The sequence below is a fragment of the Inquilinus sp. CA228 genome, assembly GCF_052078665.1.
Lineage (GTDB): Bacteria > Pseudomonadota > Alphaproteobacteria > DSM-16000 > Inquilinaceae > Inquilinus.
The window spans coordinates 1-15453 of the sequence record NZ_JBQJIK010000053.1 but is presented as its reverse complement, the minus strand read 5'-3'; the positions used below and the strand labels follow the sequence as shown (position 1 = coordinate 15453).

Sequence of the window (15453 nt, the reverse complement as noted above, 5' to 3'; positions counted from 1 at the left end):
CCCGGGCCGCCGTGCCGGCCTGCTCCGCGCCTTCGGGAACGGGACGCCAGATCGTCCTGTTGCTGTCTGAGCGCGGTGTCGAGACACCCCGCTTCACGGAATGGAAGGATAGGATATGCGCTCCACGATCCTAGCCGTCGCGCTTCTCGGGCTGCCGCTGCTGGCCGCCTGCACGGTGAACAACACCCCTGACAAGCCGGATACCACCATCGTCACCCAGCCGGCGCCGACGGCGACGGTGGTGACGCCACCGCCCCGCACCACGGTCGTGACGCCGGCCTACTGACGACAGGCTGCGGCGGAGTCGCGCGGCCTTAGAGACCGTTTGGAAATGCGCTGGTGTGAGTCGGCTGGCGGTGGTTTCGAGAACCGGCGCGCAGCGGACGTTTGGGTCCGTGAGCACCGGAAGCGCAGAAACCGCCGTCAGACGGCCGCACCAGTAGCATTTACAGACGGTCTCTTACAGGTGGCGCGTCTCCGCCGGCGCTCTGTCCCAATGGTCGGCACGGCCGTCCTCGTACTGGATTGGCAGCCCGGCCAGCTCCTCGGCCGTCACATCGTCCAGGCAGGCGATGTTGACGCCGTAAAAGGTGCCGCCCAGCGCCTCCATATGGCCGCGCCCGAACGGCTTGACGCCGCAGCGGCGGCAGAACAGGTGATGGATGGTGCCGCCCGCGGCGCCGTCGAACCGGTAGTCCGACAGCGCCTCCTCGCCCTGCAGCAGGCGGAAGTCCGGCGCCTTCACGATCGCCTTCCAGAACCGACCCTTGCCGCAGATCGAGCAGTTACAGCGGCTGGTGCCGGCCGCCAGGTCGGCGTCGCAGTCGAAGCGCACGGCGCCGCAATGGCAGCTGCCGTGATAGGTGCGTTTCATCGCGCTTCCTCTCCCGATGGTTCAGGCCTGCGCCAGGAAGGCCGGCAGCCGGTCGAAGCACTCGTTCCAGCCGCCGCGATGACTGTCGCGGCTCTCCACCGAGCGGAAGCCGGTCTGGCGGAAGGTCATCTCGGTCTTGCCGTCGCGGTCCCGGAAGGTCAGGGCGATCAGCATCTGCTCCGCCTTGTCCTCGTCCCAGGCGAAGGTGAAGACCAGCCGCTCCGGCGGCGCGATCTCGCGATAGACACCCGCCATGCCGTAGTCCTTGCCCTCGGGCGAGGTGATGACCGCGCTCCAGGTGCCGCCCGGCCGGACATCGAGCCGCACCGCGGAGGCGGAAAAATCCTTCGGCCCCAGCCAGCGCACCAGATGCTCGGGCTGGGTCCAGGCCTTGAACACCAGGCTGCGCGGCGCGTCGAAGATGCGGGTGATGACCAGCTCCGGCCCTGCCTCCAGAGTGGCGCTATCACTGGGTGCGGTCATCGTCGGTGTCCTTGCCTTGCAGTTGGCGCAGATAGGCGTCCAGCCGGTCGAAGCCGGCATCCCAGAACGGGCGGTAGCCCTCGACCCAGTCGGCGATCTCCTTCAGCGGCCCGGCCTGCAGCCGGCAGGGCCGCCACTGCGCCGTGCGGCTGCGCGCCACCAGCCCGGCCCGCTCCAGCACCTTCAGGTGCTTGGACACGGCGGTGAGGCTCATGGCGAAGGGGGCGCCGAGCTCGGTGACCGAAGCCTCGCCTTGGGCCAGCCGCGCCAGGATGGCCCGGCGGGTGGGGTCGGCGAGCGCCGCCAAGGTGAGGCTGAGGGGATCCGTCGACACGTGCTGAACCGACTGGTTGAACAACCAGATGGTTCAATAAGGCCGCCGACCTGGATCTGTCAAGGCGACGATGACCCTATCGCGTCTGCCCGGCCTCCGGCACGTCCCGGCGGATCCAGCCCTGGAAGGCACGGAGGTTGATCTCCTTCTCGCCCAGCACGCCGCAGCCATAGGCCGAGCCGGACAGGCCCTGCTGGACCGAGCGGATCAGCGCCGCATCCTCGTCATGCACCCGGTTGTTCACCCGCAGGTTCAGCCGCCGCGTCAGCCGCATGGCGCGGCGGTCGTCCGGCCGGGCATAGGCGCGCCAGCGCAGGATCGACCGGCCGGGGCCGGCCGGCAGGATGTGGAAATAGTCCAGCATGTCCGGGTACAGCTCCAGCGACACCGCCGGATACAGGAACAGGTAGGTCCAGCGCCGCTTCAGCGCCTCCGGCAGATGCGGCACGTCGGGCAGGGCCCGGGCATAGGCGCGGGTCGACCAGCCACCATCCGGATCGCGGCGCAGCGCGTGGCTCAGGCGGATGGTGCGGGTGGCGTCGTCCGGCTCGCGGTCATAGGCGCCGGACATCAGCCCGAACAGGCTGGGATGGCCGGTCGGGAAGTGATAATCCTCGAGGTAGTTGTCCCAGATGGTCTTCCAGTCGGCGTCGATCTCGCCGATCCAATAGTCGGTGATCGGCACCATCTCCTCGATCCGGTGCGCCGCCAGCTCCGCCGCATAGGGGGCATAGCGCTCGGCCACCGACAGGCCGCCGCCGGCGAAGCGCAGGAAGACGAAGCCGGCGAACACCTCGCAATCCAGCGGCAGCAGGCCGAGGCCCGCGGTGTCGATCTCCGGAAAGGTCTTCGCCGCCGCCACGGCGCGCAGCCGACCGTCCCAGGCGTAGCACCAGGCGTGGTAGGGACAGCGGATCAGGCCGCTGCAATGGCCGTCGCGGCCCTGCAGCACGGCATGGGCGCGGTGCCGGCAGACATTGTGGAAGGCGCGGACCCCGCCATCCTCGCCGCGGATCACAAAGGCGCGCTCGCCCAGCGCCTCGAAGGTGACGTAGTCGCCGGGATTCGGCAGCTCCGAGACATGCGCCACGAGATGCCAGGCCGGGCGGTGGACGCGCGCGATCTCGGCGGCATGGATGCCGGGATCGGCATAGGTCCAGCCGGGCAGGGTCAGCGGCAAAGCGGGCGCGTCGGCCTCGGCCTCCGCCACCAGGCGCAGCCGGGCCGGGGCGGCGAATTCCGCCGGGAACAGGTTGGCCAGATAGCGGCGGCAGGTGTCGACCGCGTCGTCCCAGTCGAAGGCCTCGCGCTGCACCAGCGCCTCCTGCGACAGCGCGTCGACCAGGCCGCACAGGCCCAGCGCCGCGGCGCGCAGCTCGATCCGGGCGCCGGCGCGCTCGGCCAGCTCGGCCATCAGCGCGTGGACGGCCTCGTAGAAGGCGCGGTCGGAGGTGCCGACCAGCGCCATGTAGTCGTCGCGGGCCCGGCTCTCGCCCCAGAAGGCGTACCACACCGCCAGCCGCTCCAGGCTCGCCACCTGCGGGTCGAAGCTGGCGCGGACCAGCGCCATCAGCGCCTCCTCCGGCGCCCGGCCGGCCGCCGCCACCGCGCTCTCGCACAGGCCGCGATAGGCCTCGGCCATGCGCGCCAGCGTGGCCTGCAGCAGGTCCTGCTTCGACTTGAAGTGGAAATTGACCATGCCGGCGGTCAGCCCGGCCAGGCTGGCCACCTTGCTCAGCGTGACGTTCGACAGGCCGTGCTCGGCGATCGCGGTGATCGCCGCATCGATCAGCTGCTCGCGCCGCGCATCCTGCGGCAGCCGCGCCCGCACCCGGCTCTCCAGGACATCGTCCATGCCAACCTCCCGATCGGCCGTTCGACTCTATCGAATGGACATTTTAGTGAATCGAATGGCTGTTCGGCAAGGAACTTGGAGTCAGAGGGCGTTCTGCATCCGGGCGGCGAGGGCCTGGTGGCTGCGGATCAGCCGGGGCAGATCGAGGCCCGGGATCGCGCCGTTCTGAACTCGCCAGGTGCCGCCGACCATGACGAAATCGGCCCGGTGCGCGCCGCACAGCACCAGGGCGGCCAGCGGGTCGCCATGGCCGGCGAAGCGCAGCTCGTCCAGCGCGAACAAAGCGAGGTCGGCCTGCTTCCCCGGCGCGATCACACCGAGATCCGCCCGGCCGAGGCAGGCGGCGGAGCCCGCGGTGGCCCAGCGCAGCGCGTCGCGGTGGCTGATCCTGGTGACGCCGTAATGGTGCCGCTGCAGCAGGAAGGCGGCGCGCACCTCCTGCATCAGGTTCGACCCGTCATTGGAGGCGGAGCCGTCGACGCCGAGGCCGACGCTCATGCCCGCCTGCTCCATGCCATGCACCGGGCAGTGGCCGGAGGCCAGCACCTGGTTCGAGCAGGGACAATGCGTCACCGCCGTGCCGGCCCGGGCCATGCGGCCGATCTCGGCCTCGTCGAAATGGACGCCATGCGCCAGCCAGGTGCGGGGGCCCAGCCAGCCGCATTCCTCCAGATAGTCGAGCGGCCGGCAGCCGAACGTCTCGACGCAGAAGCGGTTCTCGTCCTCGGTCTCGGCGAGATGGGTGTGCAGCCGGACGTCGTGGCGCTCGGCCAGCTCCGCCGTCCGGCGCATCAGCGACCCGGTGACCGAGAAGGGCGAGCAGGGGGCCAGCGCGATCTGCACCATGGCGCCGTCGCCGGGCTGGTGATGTGCCGCGACCAGCCGCTCGCTGTCGGCCAGGATCTCGTCCTCGTCCTGCACCACGCTGTCCGGCGGCAGGCCGCCGTCGCGCACCGACAGGTTCATCGAGCCACGGGTCAGCACGGCGCGCAGGCCGAGCGACCGCGCCACCTCGACCTCGATGTCGATGGCGTGCTCCAGACCGTCCGGGAAGACGTAGTGGTGGTCCGAGATGGTGGTGCAGCCGGACAGCAGCAGCTCCGCCATCGCCACGGTGACGGCGCTGCGCAGCGCCTCCGGGTCCAGCCGGGCCCAGACCGGGTAGAGGGCCTGCAGCCAGGGGAACAGCTCGCGGTCCAGCGCCGCCGGCAAAGCGCGGGTCAGGGTCTGGTAGAAATGGTGATGGGTGTTGATCAGCCCGGGCAGGACGACATGGCTGCCGGCGTCGAACACGCTGTCGGCCGGCGCCGTGGGTTCCTGTCCCGCCGGCACCAGCTCGACGATCCGGCCATCCTCGACCACCACGCCGCGCTCGGCGCCGTCCGCCAGGATCGCCAGCGGGTCCTTGATCCACAGCCGCATCGCACGCCTCCCGTCCCGTTTGTCCGGAGCCTAGCACCGGGCGGCGGGAGCGGGAGGGGTTGTGCGATTTGAAAGTGCTTCAACCTGGCGATGGTGTCAGGCCGCGTCCTGCTGCGCCGCCGTGGGGGCGGCGATCTCGAAATCGGCCTGGCGCTCCAGCACCTTGAGGATGGCGGAGTGGTCCCAGGCGGCGCCGCCCTGGGCGATGGCGGCGTGCAGCAACTGCTGCGTCGCCGCGGTGTTCGGCAGCGGCACGCTCAGCGCCTTGGCGCCGTCCAGCGCCAGGGCCAGGTCCTTCTGGTGCAGGGCGATGCGGAAGCCTGGGGCGAAGTTGCGCTGGATCATGCGCTCGCCATGCACCTCGAGGATGCGCGAAGCCGCGAAGCCGCCCATCAGCGCCTGCCGCACCCGGGCCGGATCGGCGCCGGCCTTGGCGGCGAACAGCAGGGCCTCGGCCACCGCCTCGATGGTCAGGGCGACGATGATCTGGTTGGCGACCTTGGTGGTCTGGCCGTCGCCATTGCCGCCGACCAGGGTGACGTTCTTGCCCATCGCCTCGAACAGCGGGCGCACCCGGTCGAAGGCGGCCTGCGGCCCGCCGACCATGATGGTCAGGCTGGCGGCCTTGGCCCCGACCTCGCCGCCCGACACCGGGGCGTCGAGATAGTCGCAGCCCAGCGCGTTGATCTTCTCGGCGAAGCCCTTGGTGGCGATCGGCGAGATCGAGCTCATATCGACCACGACCTTGCCGGGCGACAGCCCCTCGGCGACGCCGCCGGGGCCGAACAGCGCGGCCTCCACATGCGGCGTGTCCGGCACCATGGTGATGACGATGTCGGCCCGCCGCGCCGCCTCGGCGGCGGAGGGAACGGCGGTGCCGGCCAGCCCCTCCGGCACGCCGGTGATGTCATGGAGGAAGAGGCTGTGCCCGGCGGCGATCAGGTGGCCGGCCATGGGGCGGCCCATGATGCCGAGGCCGATGAAGGCGACGTTCATGACGAACTCCTGTGATGGGAGAGGCGGGTGCCTCATAGGCCGTTTCGAAATGCGCTGGCGTGAGTCGGCTGGCGGTGGTTTCGAGAACCGGCGCGCAGCGGACGTTAAAGTCCGTGAGCACCGGAAGCGGAGAAACCGCCGTCAGACGGCCGCGCCAGTAGCATTTCCAAACGGTCTAGGCCGCGACGGTGGCCTTGGCCCGGTAGGGCGCGAACCAGCCGAGGCCGGCTTCGGTGCCGGCCTGCGGCACGTATTCGGCGCCGACCCAGCCGGCATAGCCGAGCGCGTCGAGCAGGCGGAACAGGAAGGGATAGTGGATCTCGCCGGTGCCCGGCTCGTGCCGGCCGGGGTTGTCGGCGACCTGGATGTGGCCGATGCGGGAGATCAGCGCCTGCAAGGTCGGCCCCAAATCTCCCTCCATCACCTGCATGTGATAGATGTCGTATTGCAGCCTGGTGTTCGGCGCCTCGACCGCATCGAGCAGGTCGAGCGTCTGCTGCGATCCGCTGAGGAAGAAGCCCGGGATGTCGCGGGTGTTGATCGGCTCGACCAGAAGGTCGATGCCGGCCCCGCCCAGCGCCTTGGCGGCGAAGCGCAGATTGTCGACCAGCGTGTCGCCCAGCACCGTCTCGGCCACGCCCGCCGGCCGCTTGCCGGCCAGGCAGTTGACCTGCCGGCAGCCCAGCGCGGTGGCGTAGTTGATGGCCTGGCCGACGCCATCCTGGAACTCGCCCTTGCGGTCGGGCAGGCAGGCGATGCCGCGCTCGCCCTTGGCCCAGTCGCCGGCCGGCAGGTTGTGCAGCACCTGGGTCAGGCCGTGGCGCTGCAGCCGTTCGGCCAGCTCCTCCTTCGGATAGGGGTAGGGGAACAGGTACTCGACCCCGGTGAAGCCGGCCTCGGCAGCGCGGCCGAAGCGGTCGAGGAAGGAATGCTCGTTGAACAGCATGGTGAGGTTGGCGGCAAAGCGCGGCATGGCGGCCTCCGGGCTCAGACGGTTTCCGGCTCGCGGGCCGTGGTGGGGGCGAGGTCGATGATCTCCTCGAACTCGGTGACCTTGTCGATCTCCGGCCCCATGGCGATGTTGGTCACCCGCTCGGTGATGATCTCGACCATGACCGGCAGGCTGGCCTGGGTTGCCCGGGTCCGCGCCCATTGCAGCGCCTCGCCGATCTCGGCCGGGTCGAACACCCGGCGGGCGATGCAGCCGAAGGCCTCCGCCGCCTTGACGTGGTCGACGCCGTAATCGCCGATCTCCGGCGCGTTGATGTTCTGGAACGAGAGCTGGACCTCGTAATCCATGTTGTAGCCGCGCTCCGCCTGGCGGATCAGGCCGAGATAGGCGTTGTTCAGCACCACCAGCACAAAGGGGATGCGGTACTGCGCGGCCACCGCCAGCTCCTCGATCAGGAACTGCAGCGAATAGTCGCCGACGATGCCGACCACCTCGGCCGACGGGTCGGCCAGCTTGGCGCCGGTGCAGGCCGAGACCTCCCAGCCCAGGGGGCCGGCCTGGCCGCAGATGATGTAGTTGCGCGGCTTGTACACCTTCTGGAACTGGCCGGACGCGATCTGGTACAGGCCGATCGCGGTGACGAAGCGGGTGTCGCGGCCGAAGGCGGCGTTGATCTCCTGGAACGCCCGCTGCGGCTTGATCGGGGTGTTGTCGAAATCGGTCCGGCGCAGCATGGTGCGCTTGCGCTCCTGCACCGCGCCGGTCCAGGCGTCGCGCTTCGGCAGGCGGCGGCCGCGGGCCTCGGCGATCAGCGCCTCCAGCGCCAGCCCGGCATCGGCGACGATGCCCAGATCCGGGCAGAACACCCGGCCGATCTGGGTCGGCTCGATGTCGACATGGATGAATTTGCGGCCCTTGGTGTAGACCTCCGTCGACCCGGTGTGCCGGTTGGCCCAGCGGTTGCCGATGCCCAGCACCACGTCGCTCTGCAGGAAGGTGGCGTTGCCGTAGCGGTGCTGGGTCTGCAGCCCGACCATGCCGGCATTCAGCGGATGGTCGTCGGGAATGGTGCCCCAGCCCATCAGCGTCGGCACCACCGGCACGTTGACCAGCTCGGCGAACTCGACCAGCAGGTCGGACGCCTCGGCGTTGATGATGCCGCCGCCGGCGACGATCAGCGGCTTCTCCGCCGCCAGCAGCATGTCGACGGCGCGGGCGATGGCGCTGGGATTCGGCGCCGGGCGCGACACCGGCAACGGCGCATCGGTCTCCGGATCGTAGTCGATGATCTCCTTCTGCACGTCGATCGGCAGGTCGATATGGACCGGGCCGGGCCGGTCGGAGCGCATGATCTGGAAGGCGCGGCGGAACACCCAGGGCACCTGGGCGCCCTCCATCACCGTGATCGCCCATTTGGTCACCGGCCGGGCGATGGCGGCGATGTCGACCGCCTGGAAATCCTCCTTGTGCAGCTTGGCGCGCGGCGCCTGGCCGGTGATGCACAGGATCGGGATCGAATCCGCGATGGCGGAGTAGAGGCCGGTGATCATGTTGGTGCCGGCCGGGCCGGAGGTGCCGATGCAGACGCCGATCGCGCCGGCCCGGGCCCTGGTGTAGCCCTCGGCGGCATGGGTGCCGCCCTCCTCGTGCCGCACCAGCACATGGCGGATGCCGCTGTCCTTCAGCGCCTCGTAGAAGGGCAGGATCGCCGCGCCCGGCACGCCGAACGCCACCTCCACGCCTTCGCTGCGCAACACATGCACCGCCGCTTCCATCGCCGTCATCTTGGGCATCATGCCCTCCCGTTCGAAGGTTCTCGGGCGATGGTGGCGGGTGGGGCAGGGCGGGGCCAGCGGCAGCCCGAAACATTCCAGGGCGTGAAAAGCGGCGGACCGGATCGGTCTTTTTCACCTGGTGGAAGCGGTGGAGAGGGCGCGCCCCCTCCCTTACCTGTCATGCCCGGGCTCGACCCGGGCATCCAGAGGCTGTCGACACCTTCTGGATTGCCGGGTCAAGCCCGGCAATGACAAAATGGGGTGGCCTCACCTCTGAAAGGGAACCAGGCCATGCCCGAGGTTACCTTCACCGACCTGCTGGCCGATCTTGCAGGCCACCTCGACCGCCTTGAGGCCGACCGCACGGAACTGGTCGTGATCCGGCCGGGCCACGAGCCGATGGTGATCGTCCCGCTGGCTGAGTTCGAGTCCTTACGCGAAACCGCTTATCTTCTCAGCACGCCCGCCAACGCAGCCCATTTGCGTCGTTCGATCGCTGAACTGGATCGGTAACACGGTCCTGCGCGCCTAACGCCGAATCGCGGGGAGGTTCCTACCCTTGTCGTTCGCCTATCATTTCAGGCGATATGAAATCTCTTTGTAAAGGTCAGGGTCGTCCTTCAGCTTCTCCAAGACGGCCCGTGCCTCTGGCTGCCTTGATCGCGACAGTTTGGGGATCAACAGCAAGCGCGACGGGCCGAGGGTAGGATCAGCGACCAACTCGATAAGCACAGGCAAATCTCCCGATCGAGCCATGCCGGCCAGGGCCGCCATCAATCCATCTCTGAAGCCGCTTCCAGGCCTCGATCTCAGGCGCTTTAAGGCAACGAGCACACTATCCCACGCAAGTTGGCGTGCCTCCGAACATCCAAGGGCGCGAACAATTCCCTCTCGAATTCGGTCGTCATATTCACGATCGATATGATCGAGCAGAACGGGAATTGCGGGACGATAGTTCGGGTGCTTGTCGCTCAAAAGCCACGCAGATCCGACGTCGACGCCGACATCCTTTAGCGCCGCGATCAGCGGGGCCTCGTTCTCCCTGAGGGCAGCGGTCCGCTCCTCGTGAAGGCGATCCCTCTCGGCCCGCCGAGCGACCCATTCAGGATCGGCCTCAAGGCGACGCGTCAACTCGCTTGCAGTGATCGGCTCGCGGCGTGGCATGGTCAATCCGAACTACGACGTCTGTGATCATACCGCGGTCCGGAATGTTTGAAGCACCTCAGTGCGGCCGGCCGCCGAGCTGCAGGGTGACCTTCTCGGCCGCCTGGCGCACCAGCATGCCGATCTGGCCGATGCGGTCGTCGCCCATGCGCTCGCACGGGGCGGAGATCGACAGCGCCGCCACCGGGCGGCCGCCGCGGTCGAGGATCGGCGAGGCGACGCAGCGCACGCCGGCCAGATGCTCCTCGTCGTCGATGGCGTAGCCAGAGCGGCGGGCGCGGCTGATCTGGTCGCGCAGGCTGGGCAGGTCCGGCACCGTGTTCACGGTCAGCCGGGTCAGGGCGAGCGCGGGCAGGGTGCGCGACAGCACCGGGTCGGTCTTGGCCGACAGCAGCGCCTTGCCGACGCCGGAGCCGTGCACCGGCAGCGGCGTCGACCCCGGCAGGCTGGCGCCCGGGTCGCCGAGCTGGTGCAGATAGAGGATGGTGCCGCGCTCCTCCACCGCCAGGTTCACGGTCTCGTGGCACAGGCCGAACAGGGTGCGCATCGGCGGGTCGGCCAGGCGGCGCAGCCCCATGCCGTCGGCATAGGCGAGGCCGGAGAGGAAGGCCTGCAGCCCGACCGTCCAGCGCCGCGTCGCCGGGTCGAAGCGCACGTAATGCGCCTCCTCCAGCGTGGTCAGCAGGCGGTGCACGGTGGGGGCGGAGAGGTCGGTGGCGCGGGCCAGCTCGGTCAGGCTCATGCCCTCGGCCCGGCCGGCCACGGTGTCGAGCAGCCGCAGCGCGCGGAGCAGGGATCGGACCTGCCCGGTCTTCGGCTCGTCGATGCTGGGGTCGCTGTCGCGATCGATCTCGGCCATGGCGCTCCTGACTGGACGCTCAGGCCGGTGACCGGCTTCGCGTACCCTCCCGTTCGTGTATGCGGCGCCCTTGTATATAGGTCGCCTTGATCGACCGATCATCGCCCAAAGTCATGAGGATGAACAGTTCTTCCTCCAGGTCGGCCTCGACCGCCTCCATCCGGTGCGACATGGCGGCGGTGGCGCGGGCGTCCAGCACCACCAGGTCGGCACAGCGGCCGGCGGCGATGCGGCCGATCTCCTGCTCCAGCCCCAGCGCCTCGGCATTGCCGGCGGTGACCAGGTGGAAGGCCTCCAGCGCCGACAGGTTGGTGCCCTGCAGCTGCTGCACCTTGTAGCCCTCGCCGAGCGTGCGCAGCATGGAATAGCTGGTGCCGCCGCCGACATCGGTCGCGGCCGCGATCCGCACCGGCGGGTCGCGCCGCGCCAGATCGCGCATCGGGAACAGACCGCTGCCGATGAACAGGTTCGAGGTCGGGCAGAACACCGCGACCGAGCCCGTCTCGGCCATGCGCCGGCGCTCGCGTTCCTCGAGATGGATGCAGTGGCCGAACAGGGTCTTCCGGCCCAGCAGCCCGTATTTGTCATAGACGTCGAGATAGTCGCGGCTGTCCGGGAACAGCGCCTTCACCGCCTCGACCTCCTTGAGGTTCTCGGCGATGTGGGTCTGGACATAGGCGTCCGGGAATTCGCGGGCCAGCGCGCCCGCCGCCTCCAGCTGCGCCTCGGTCGAGGTGATGGCGAAGCGCGGGGTGATGGCGTAGCGCTGGCGGCCCCTGCCGTGCCAGCGCTGCAGCAGCCGCTTGCTGTCGTCGTAGGAGGATTGGGCGGTGTCCAGCAGGCCGGGCGGGGCGTTGCGGTCCATCATCACCTTGCCGGCGATCATGGCGGTGCCCAGCCGCTCGGATTCGGCGAAGAACGCCTCGGCCGACCCGGGATGGACCGAGCCGTAGACCGCGGCGGTGGTGGTGCCGTTGGCCAGCAGCTCGGCCAGGAACCACTGCGCCTGGCGCTCGGCATAGGCCTGGTCGCCGTAACGCTGCTCGGAGACGAAGGTGTATTTCTGCAGCCAGTCCAGCAACTGGGCGCCGTAGGAGGCGATCACCTGGGTCTGCGGGAAGTGCAGATGCGCGTCGATGAAGCCGGGCAGGATCAGGTCGTCCGGATAGTGGTCGACCGCGGTGCCGGGCGGCAGCGTCGGCAGCACCTCGGCGGCCGGGCCGATGCGGGCGATGCGTCCGTCCTCGACCACCACCACCCCGTCCGGGATATAGCGATAGCTGGCGGCGTCGCCGGCGCCCTTCGGGGCGGCGAGGAAGCTCAGCAGGCGGCCGCGCAGGGCGGTAGTGGTCATCTCAGGTCTCCGGTCGCACGGGATTCCAGCCGAGTGTCGTCACGACACCTTTTCTGTCATTGCCCGGCTTGACCGGGCAATCCAGGGGCCACAGGCACCGCTCTCGATGGCCCCTGGATCCTCGGGTCAAGCCCGAGGATGACAAAGGAGGGAATGCCAAGGACATCTTGCGCCTCACTGCACGGCCTGGTCGGGATCGGCCGCCCAGCGCCCGAGGAGGTCGCGCTCCTCCGGGGTGATCTGGCTGACATTGGCCGGCGGCATGGCGTGGGTCAGCACCGCCTGCAGGCGGATCAGGCTGGCGTGGCGCCGGATTTCCTCCGGCGAGTCCAGCAGCACGCCGCGCGGCGCTTCGTTGATGCCCTCCCAGCCGGGCATGGTGGAATGGCACATGCTGCAGCGGGACACGACGATGTCGGTGACCTGGGTGAAGGAGACGGGGGCCGCCGCCGCGGCCGTCTGCACCGGCGCCTCGGGCTGCAGCCCGATCCAGGGCTTGGTCGCGGTCGCCACCTCGTGCTCGCGCGGCGGCGGCAGGGTCGACAGCCAGATGATCGCCGCCATGCAGGCCGCGGCCGCGGCCCAGGTCCACCACGGCGTCGCCTTGCCGGCATGGCGCGCGTTGAAGAAGTGCCGGATCACCCCGCCCATCACCAGCACCAGCGCCGTCATCACCCAGGCGTAGTGCGACCCGAAGGCCAGCGGGTAGTGGTTGCTGAGCATCAGGAACAGGACCGGCAGGGTCAGGTAGTTGTTGTGCAGCGACCGCTGCTTGGCCTGCCGGCCCAATTTCGAATCCGGCGACTGCCCCGCGATCAGGGCGTCGACCACCTTGCGCTGGTTCGGGATGATCAGGAAGAAGACGTTGGCCACCATCATGGTGCCGATCAGGGCGCCCATCTGCAGCATGGCGCCGCGGCCGCTGAACACCTGGGCGAAGCCGTAGGCCGCCGCGACCAGCACGACGAAGCCGGCGGCCGCCAGCTTGACGTCGCTCTCGCCCAGCGGCGACCTGCACAGCAGGTCGTAGGCCAGCCAGCCGAGGGCGAGGCTGGCGATGCTGATCGCGATCGCCTCCTTGGGCGAGAACATCGACACCTGCGGGTCGATCAGGAACAGGTCGGCGCCGCGGTAGTACAGGACGCAGAGCAGGAAGAAGCCGCTGATCCAGGTGGAGTAGGCCTCCCATTTGAACCAGGTCAGCTCCTTCGGCAGCCGGTCCGGCGCCACCAGGTACTTGACCATGTTGTAGAAGCCGCCGCCATGGATCTGCCAGGCCTCGCCACTGGCGTCGGCCGGCAGGTCTTCGCGCTTCTTCAGGCTGAGGTCGAGGGCGACGAAGTAGAAGGACGAGCCGATCCAGGCGATGGCGGTGATGGTGTGCACCCAGCGGGCCACGAGGTTGATCCATTCCCAGATGATCGGCTCCATGCCGTCGCCTCCGCCGTTCCCGCTGGCCGTGCCCGCGGCTGTCCCTGTGCTGGCCAGCCTAGTGAACATCGCCGCGGCTGGGGAAGCGATGCGGTAACACAGCACTTTCAAAAGAATCGCTATAATCCCGCCCGGCGGATGCGCCCAGGATCGCTTCAACGAACAGGGAGACCATCGGGATTTGGCGCTGCTGGAGAACATGCGGGTGTTCGTGCGCGTGGTCGAGCTCGGCAGCCTGTCGGCCGCCGGCCGGCAGGTGCGCATGTCGCCGGCCGTGGTCAGCCACCGCATCCAGCAGCTGGAGCAGCATCTCGGCGTCCGCCTGCTGAACCGCACCACCCGCCAGGTGCAGACCACCGAGCACGGCCAGACCTTCTACCGCCACTGCCTGGTGGTGCTGGATGCGATGGAGCGGGCCGAGACCAGCGTCGCCACCACCAGCGGCGTGCCCTCGGGCAGCCTGCGGGTGACGGCGCCGCTCGGCTTCGGCCGCCGCGTCCTGGCGCCGCTGGTGCCGCAGTTCCACGAGCTCTATCCCCGGGTCGAGGTGCGGCTGCGCCTGTCCGACCACCTGCTCGACCTGCTGGGCGAGGCGGTGGACCTGGCCATCCGCATGGCCGAGATGCGGGATTCCAGCTTCGTGCTGCGCAAGATCGCCGATTGCCGGCGGGTGCTGTGCGCGGCGCCGGCCTATCTCGAGGCCCAGGGCAATCCGAAGTCGCCCGAGGAGCTGATGGGCCACAACTGCCTGCTGCTGCGCTTCCCCGGGTCGCGGCAGTATCAGTGGACGCTGGAGGGCAGGGACGGGCCGTCCAAGGTGCCGGTGCGCGGCAGCTTCGATGCCGATGACGGCGACGTGCTGACGCAATGGGCGGTCGACGGCCGCGGCATCGTCATGAAGCCGGTGTGGGAGGTGGCGGCGCATCTGCGCAGCGGCGCGCTGCAGCTGGTGCTGCCCGACCATCCGCCGGAGCCGGTGGTGCTGGCGGTGCTGTACCCGCATCGCAGCTTCCTGCCGGCCAAGGTCCGGGTGTTCTCTGATTATCTGGTGGAGCAGACGCGGGCGCTGCTCAGCGCCGATCTCGTGCTCTGATCGCTGCGACCAGTCGCGCTGCGGCCTGGTCGACGTCGGCTTCCGTGGTGCCGCGGCCGAGGCCGAAGCGCAGGCTGCCATGGGCCTCCTCCGGCGTCAGGCCGATGGCGCGCAGCACATGCGACGGCTCCGGGCTGCCGGTCGAGCAGGCCGAGCCGGTGGACAGCGCCAGCTCCGGCAGGTCGAGCAGCAGGTCGGCCGCATCCAGCCCGGGCAGGCTGACATTGAGGCAGCCGGGCAGGTCGTGATCGGCGGAACCATTGCGGTGCAGGTCCGGCAGGTCCCGGAGCAGCGCCGCGAACAGCCGCTCGCGCAGGGCGGTCAGGCGCTGGGCGTCGGCCGTCCGGCGCTGCCGGGCCAGGCGGCAGGCGGCGCCGAGCCCGACGCAGAGGGCTGTCGGCAGGGTACCGGCGCGGCGCCCCTGCTGCTGGCCGCCGCCGTGGAGGAGGGGGCGCAACGCCGTGCCCTCGCGCACGAACAGGGCGCCGATGCCCATCGGTCCGTACAGCTTGTGCCCGGACAGGCTGAGGAAGGCGAGGTCGAGGGCGCGGACATCGATCGCGCCGGTCGACAGGATCTGCACCGCGTCGCTGTGCAGCAGGGCGCCGGCCGCGGCACAGATCCGCGCCGCCTCCGCCAGCGGCTGGAGGGTGCCGATCTCGTTGTTGGCCGCCATCAGCGAGACCAGGGCCGGGCGGCCGGCCAGCAGCTTGCGCAGGGCGTCGAGATCGGCGGTGCCGTCCGGCCCGGCCGGCAGGGTTGCCGTGCGGTGCCCGCGGGCCCCCAGCTCCGGCAGGCAGGCGAGGACGCTGGGGTGCTCGATCGCCGAGGCGATCACCGGCCAGCCCTCGGGCGTGCCGC

At 69.6% G+C, this 15453-nt stretch carries 16 protein-coding genes; 3 read left to right on the top strand and 13 right to left on the bottom strand.

Translation table 11 applies throughout. The features are described from left to right. Positions 1-115 precede the first annotated feature (115 nt). Positions 116-286, top strand: coding sequence for a hypothetical protein (locus ACTOWL_RS24460; RefSeq protein WP_441323895.1), 171 nt, complete (start codon positions 116-118; stop codon positions 284-286). A gap of 174 nt (positions 287-460) precedes the next feature. On the opposite strand, the gene ACTOWL_RS24455 is transcribed toward ACTOWL_RS24460, so the two are convergent. The 8 genes from ACTOWL_RS24455 to gcl all read right to left on the bottom strand — a co-directional run bounded on the left by ACTOWL_RS24455 (position 461) and on the right by gcl (position 8709). Continuing rightward, entirely contained in the window at positions 461-874 is a 414-nt protein-coding gene (locus tag ACTOWL_RS24455; protein WP_441323894.1) for a GFA family protein, read from the bottom strand. Between the two features lie 21 nt (positions 875-895). Further along, positions 896-1357 (bottom strand): SRPBCC domain-containing protein, encoded by a 462-nt coding sequence (locus tag ACTOWL_RS24450; RefSeq protein ID WP_441323893.1) that lies wholly within the window; start codon positions 1355-1357, stop codon positions 896-898. After that, positions 1341-1691, bottom strand: coding sequence for an ArsR/SmtB family transcription factor (locus ACTOWL_RS24445; protein WP_342238154.1), 351 nt, complete (start codon positions 1689-1691; stop codon positions 1341-1343). The genes ACTOWL_RS24450 and ACTOWL_RS24445 overlap by 17 nt, the downstream gene beginning before the upstream one ends. 76 nt (positions 1692-1767) lie before the next feature. Continuing rightward, entirely contained in the window at positions 1768-3546 is a 1779-nt protein-coding gene (locus tag ACTOWL_RS24440; RefSeq protein ID WP_441323892.1) for an SRPBCC family protein, read from the bottom strand. A gap of 81 nt (positions 3547-3627) precedes the next feature. After that, the gene (locus ACTOWL_RS24435; protein ID WP_441323891.1) at positions 3628-4968 is read right to left on the bottom strand and encodes an 8-oxoguanine deaminase; all 1341 of its coding nucleotides are present in this window, start codon (positions 4966-4968) and stop codon (positions 3628-3630) included. Between the two features lie 96 nt (positions 4969-5064). Beyond that, positions 5065-5964, bottom strand: a complete 900-nt coding sequence (locus ACTOWL_RS24430) for a 2-hydroxy-3-oxopropionate reductase (RefSeq protein WP_441323890.1) — start codon at positions 5962-5964, stop codon at positions 5065-5067. Positions 5965-6139: 175 nt separating this feature from the next. Next, entirely contained in the window at positions 6140-6937 is a 798-nt protein-coding gene (gene otnI, locus ACTOWL_RS24425) for a 2-oxo-tetronate isomerase (RefSeq protein WP_441323889.1), read from the bottom strand. Positions 6938-6951: 14 nt separating this feature from the next. Beyond that, a complete protein-coding gene (gene gcl / locus ACTOWL_RS24420) occupies positions 6952-8709 on the bottom strand; it encodes a glyoxylate carboligase (protein WP_441323888.1) in 1758 nt (585 codons plus the stop codon). Between the two features lie 273 nt (positions 8710-8982). On the opposite strand from gcl, the gene ACTOWL_RS24415 reads away from it, so the two are divergent. After that, positions 8983-9204 (top strand): type II toxin-antitoxin system Phd/YefM family antitoxin, encoded by a 222-nt coding sequence (locus tag ACTOWL_RS24415; RefSeq protein ID WP_441323887.1) that lies wholly within the window; start codon positions 8983-8985, stop codon positions 9202-9204. 60 nt (positions 9205-9264) lie between these two features. Here the strand turns inward: ACTOWL_RS24415 and ACTOWL_RS24410 are convergent, their stop codons facing one another. The 4 genes from ACTOWL_RS24410 to ACTOWL_RS24395 form a co-directional block, all read right to left on the bottom strand. Then, positions 9265-9855: a hypothetical protein gene (locus ACTOWL_RS24410; protein WP_441323886.1), complete on the bottom strand. Its 591-nt coding sequence runs from the start codon at positions 9853-9855 to the stop codon at positions 9265-9267. A 58-nt stretch (positions 9856-9913) separates the two neighbouring features. Further along, on the bottom strand, positions 9914-10714 hold the full coding sequence (locus ACTOWL_RS24405) for an IclR family transcriptional regulator (protein WP_441323885.1): 801 nt from the start codon (positions 10712-10714) through the stop codon (positions 9914-9916). A 19-nt stretch (positions 10715-10733) separates the two neighbouring features. Then, on the bottom strand, positions 10734-12068 hold the full coding sequence (guaD, locus tag ACTOWL_RS24400) for a guanine deaminase (protein ID WP_441323884.1): 1335 nt from the start codon (positions 12066-12068) through the stop codon (positions 10734-10736). A 174-nt stretch (positions 12069-12242) separates the two neighbouring features. Beyond that, the gene (locus tag ACTOWL_RS24395; RefSeq protein ID WP_441323883.1) at positions 12243-13499 is read right to left on the bottom strand and encodes a urate hydroxylase PuuD; all 1257 of its coding nucleotides are present in this window, start codon (positions 13497-13499) and stop codon (positions 12243-12245) included. A 181-nt stretch (positions 13500-13680) separates the two neighbouring features. Here ACTOWL_RS24395 and ACTOWL_RS24390 point away from each other — a divergent pair, with 181 nt between their 5' ends. Further along, positions 13681-14592 (top strand): LysR family transcriptional regulator, encoded by a 912-nt coding sequence (locus ACTOWL_RS24390; RefSeq protein ID WP_441323882.1) that lies wholly within the window; start codon positions 13681-13683, stop codon positions 14590-14592. Here ACTOWL_RS24390 and ACTOWL_RS24385 read toward each other — a convergent pair. Continuing rightward, the coding region (locus ACTOWL_RS24385) for a cysteine desulfurase family protein (protein ID WP_441323881.1) at positions 14570-15453 on the bottom strand (884 nt) is incomplete at its 5' end. The two genes, ACTOWL_RS24390 and ACTOWL_RS24385, sit on opposite strands and share 23 nt — an antisense overlap.

Bases quoted from the DNA above. Each gene is read 5' to 3' on its own strand.
- ACTOWL_RS24395 (WP_441323883.1), bottom strand. From the start codon at position 13,499: ATGGAGCCGATCATCTGGGAATGGATCAACCTCGTGGCCCGCTGGGTG.
- ACTOWL_RS24415 (WP_441323887.1), top strand. From the start codon at position 8,983: ATGCCCGAGGTTACCTTCACCGACCTGCTGGCCGATCTTGCAGGCCAC.
- ACTOWL_RS24455 (WP_441323894.1), bottom strand. From the start codon at position 874: ATGAAACGCACCTATCACGGCAGCTGCCATTGCGGCGCCGTGCGCTTC.
- guaD (WP_441323884.1), bottom strand. From the start codon at position 12,068: ATGACCACTACCGCCCTGCGCGGCCGCCTGCTGAGCTTCCTCGCCGCC.
- ACTOWL_RS24410 (WP_441323886.1), bottom strand. From the start codon at position 9,855: ATGCCACGCCGCGAGCCGATCACTGCAAGCGAGTTGACGCGTCGCCTT.
- gcl (WP_441323888.1), bottom strand. From the start codon at position 8,709: ATGCCCAAGATGACGGCGATGGAAGCGGCGGTGCATGTGTTGCGCAGC.
- ACTOWL_RS24440 (WP_441323892.1), bottom strand. From the start codon at position 3,546: ATGGACGATGTCCTGGAGAGCCGGGTGCGGGCGCGGCTGCCGCAGGAT.
- ACTOWL_RS24460 (WP_441323895.1), top strand. From the start codon at position 116: ATGCGCTCCACGATCCTAGCCGTCGCGCTTCTCGGGCTGCCGCTGCTG.
- ACTOWL_RS24430 (WP_441323890.1), bottom strand. From the start codon at position 5,964: ATGAACGTCGCCTTCATCGGCCTCGGCATCATGGGCCGCCCCATGGCC.
- ACTOWL_RS24450 (WP_441323893.1), bottom strand. From the start codon at position 1,357: ATGACCGCACCCAGTGATAGCGCCACTCTGGAGGCAGGGCCGGAGCTG.
- ACTOWL_RS24435 (WP_441323891.1), bottom strand. From the start codon at position 4,968: ATGCGGCTGTGGATCAAGGACCCGCTGGCGATCCTGGCGGACGGCGCC.
- ACTOWL_RS24405 (WP_441323885.1), bottom strand. From the start codon at position 10,714: ATGGCCGAGATCGATCGCGACAGCGACCCCAGCATCGACGAGCCGAAG.
- otnI (WP_441323889.1), bottom strand. From the start codon at position 6,937: ATGCCGCGCTTTGCCGCCAACCTCACCATGCTGTTCAACGAGCATTCC.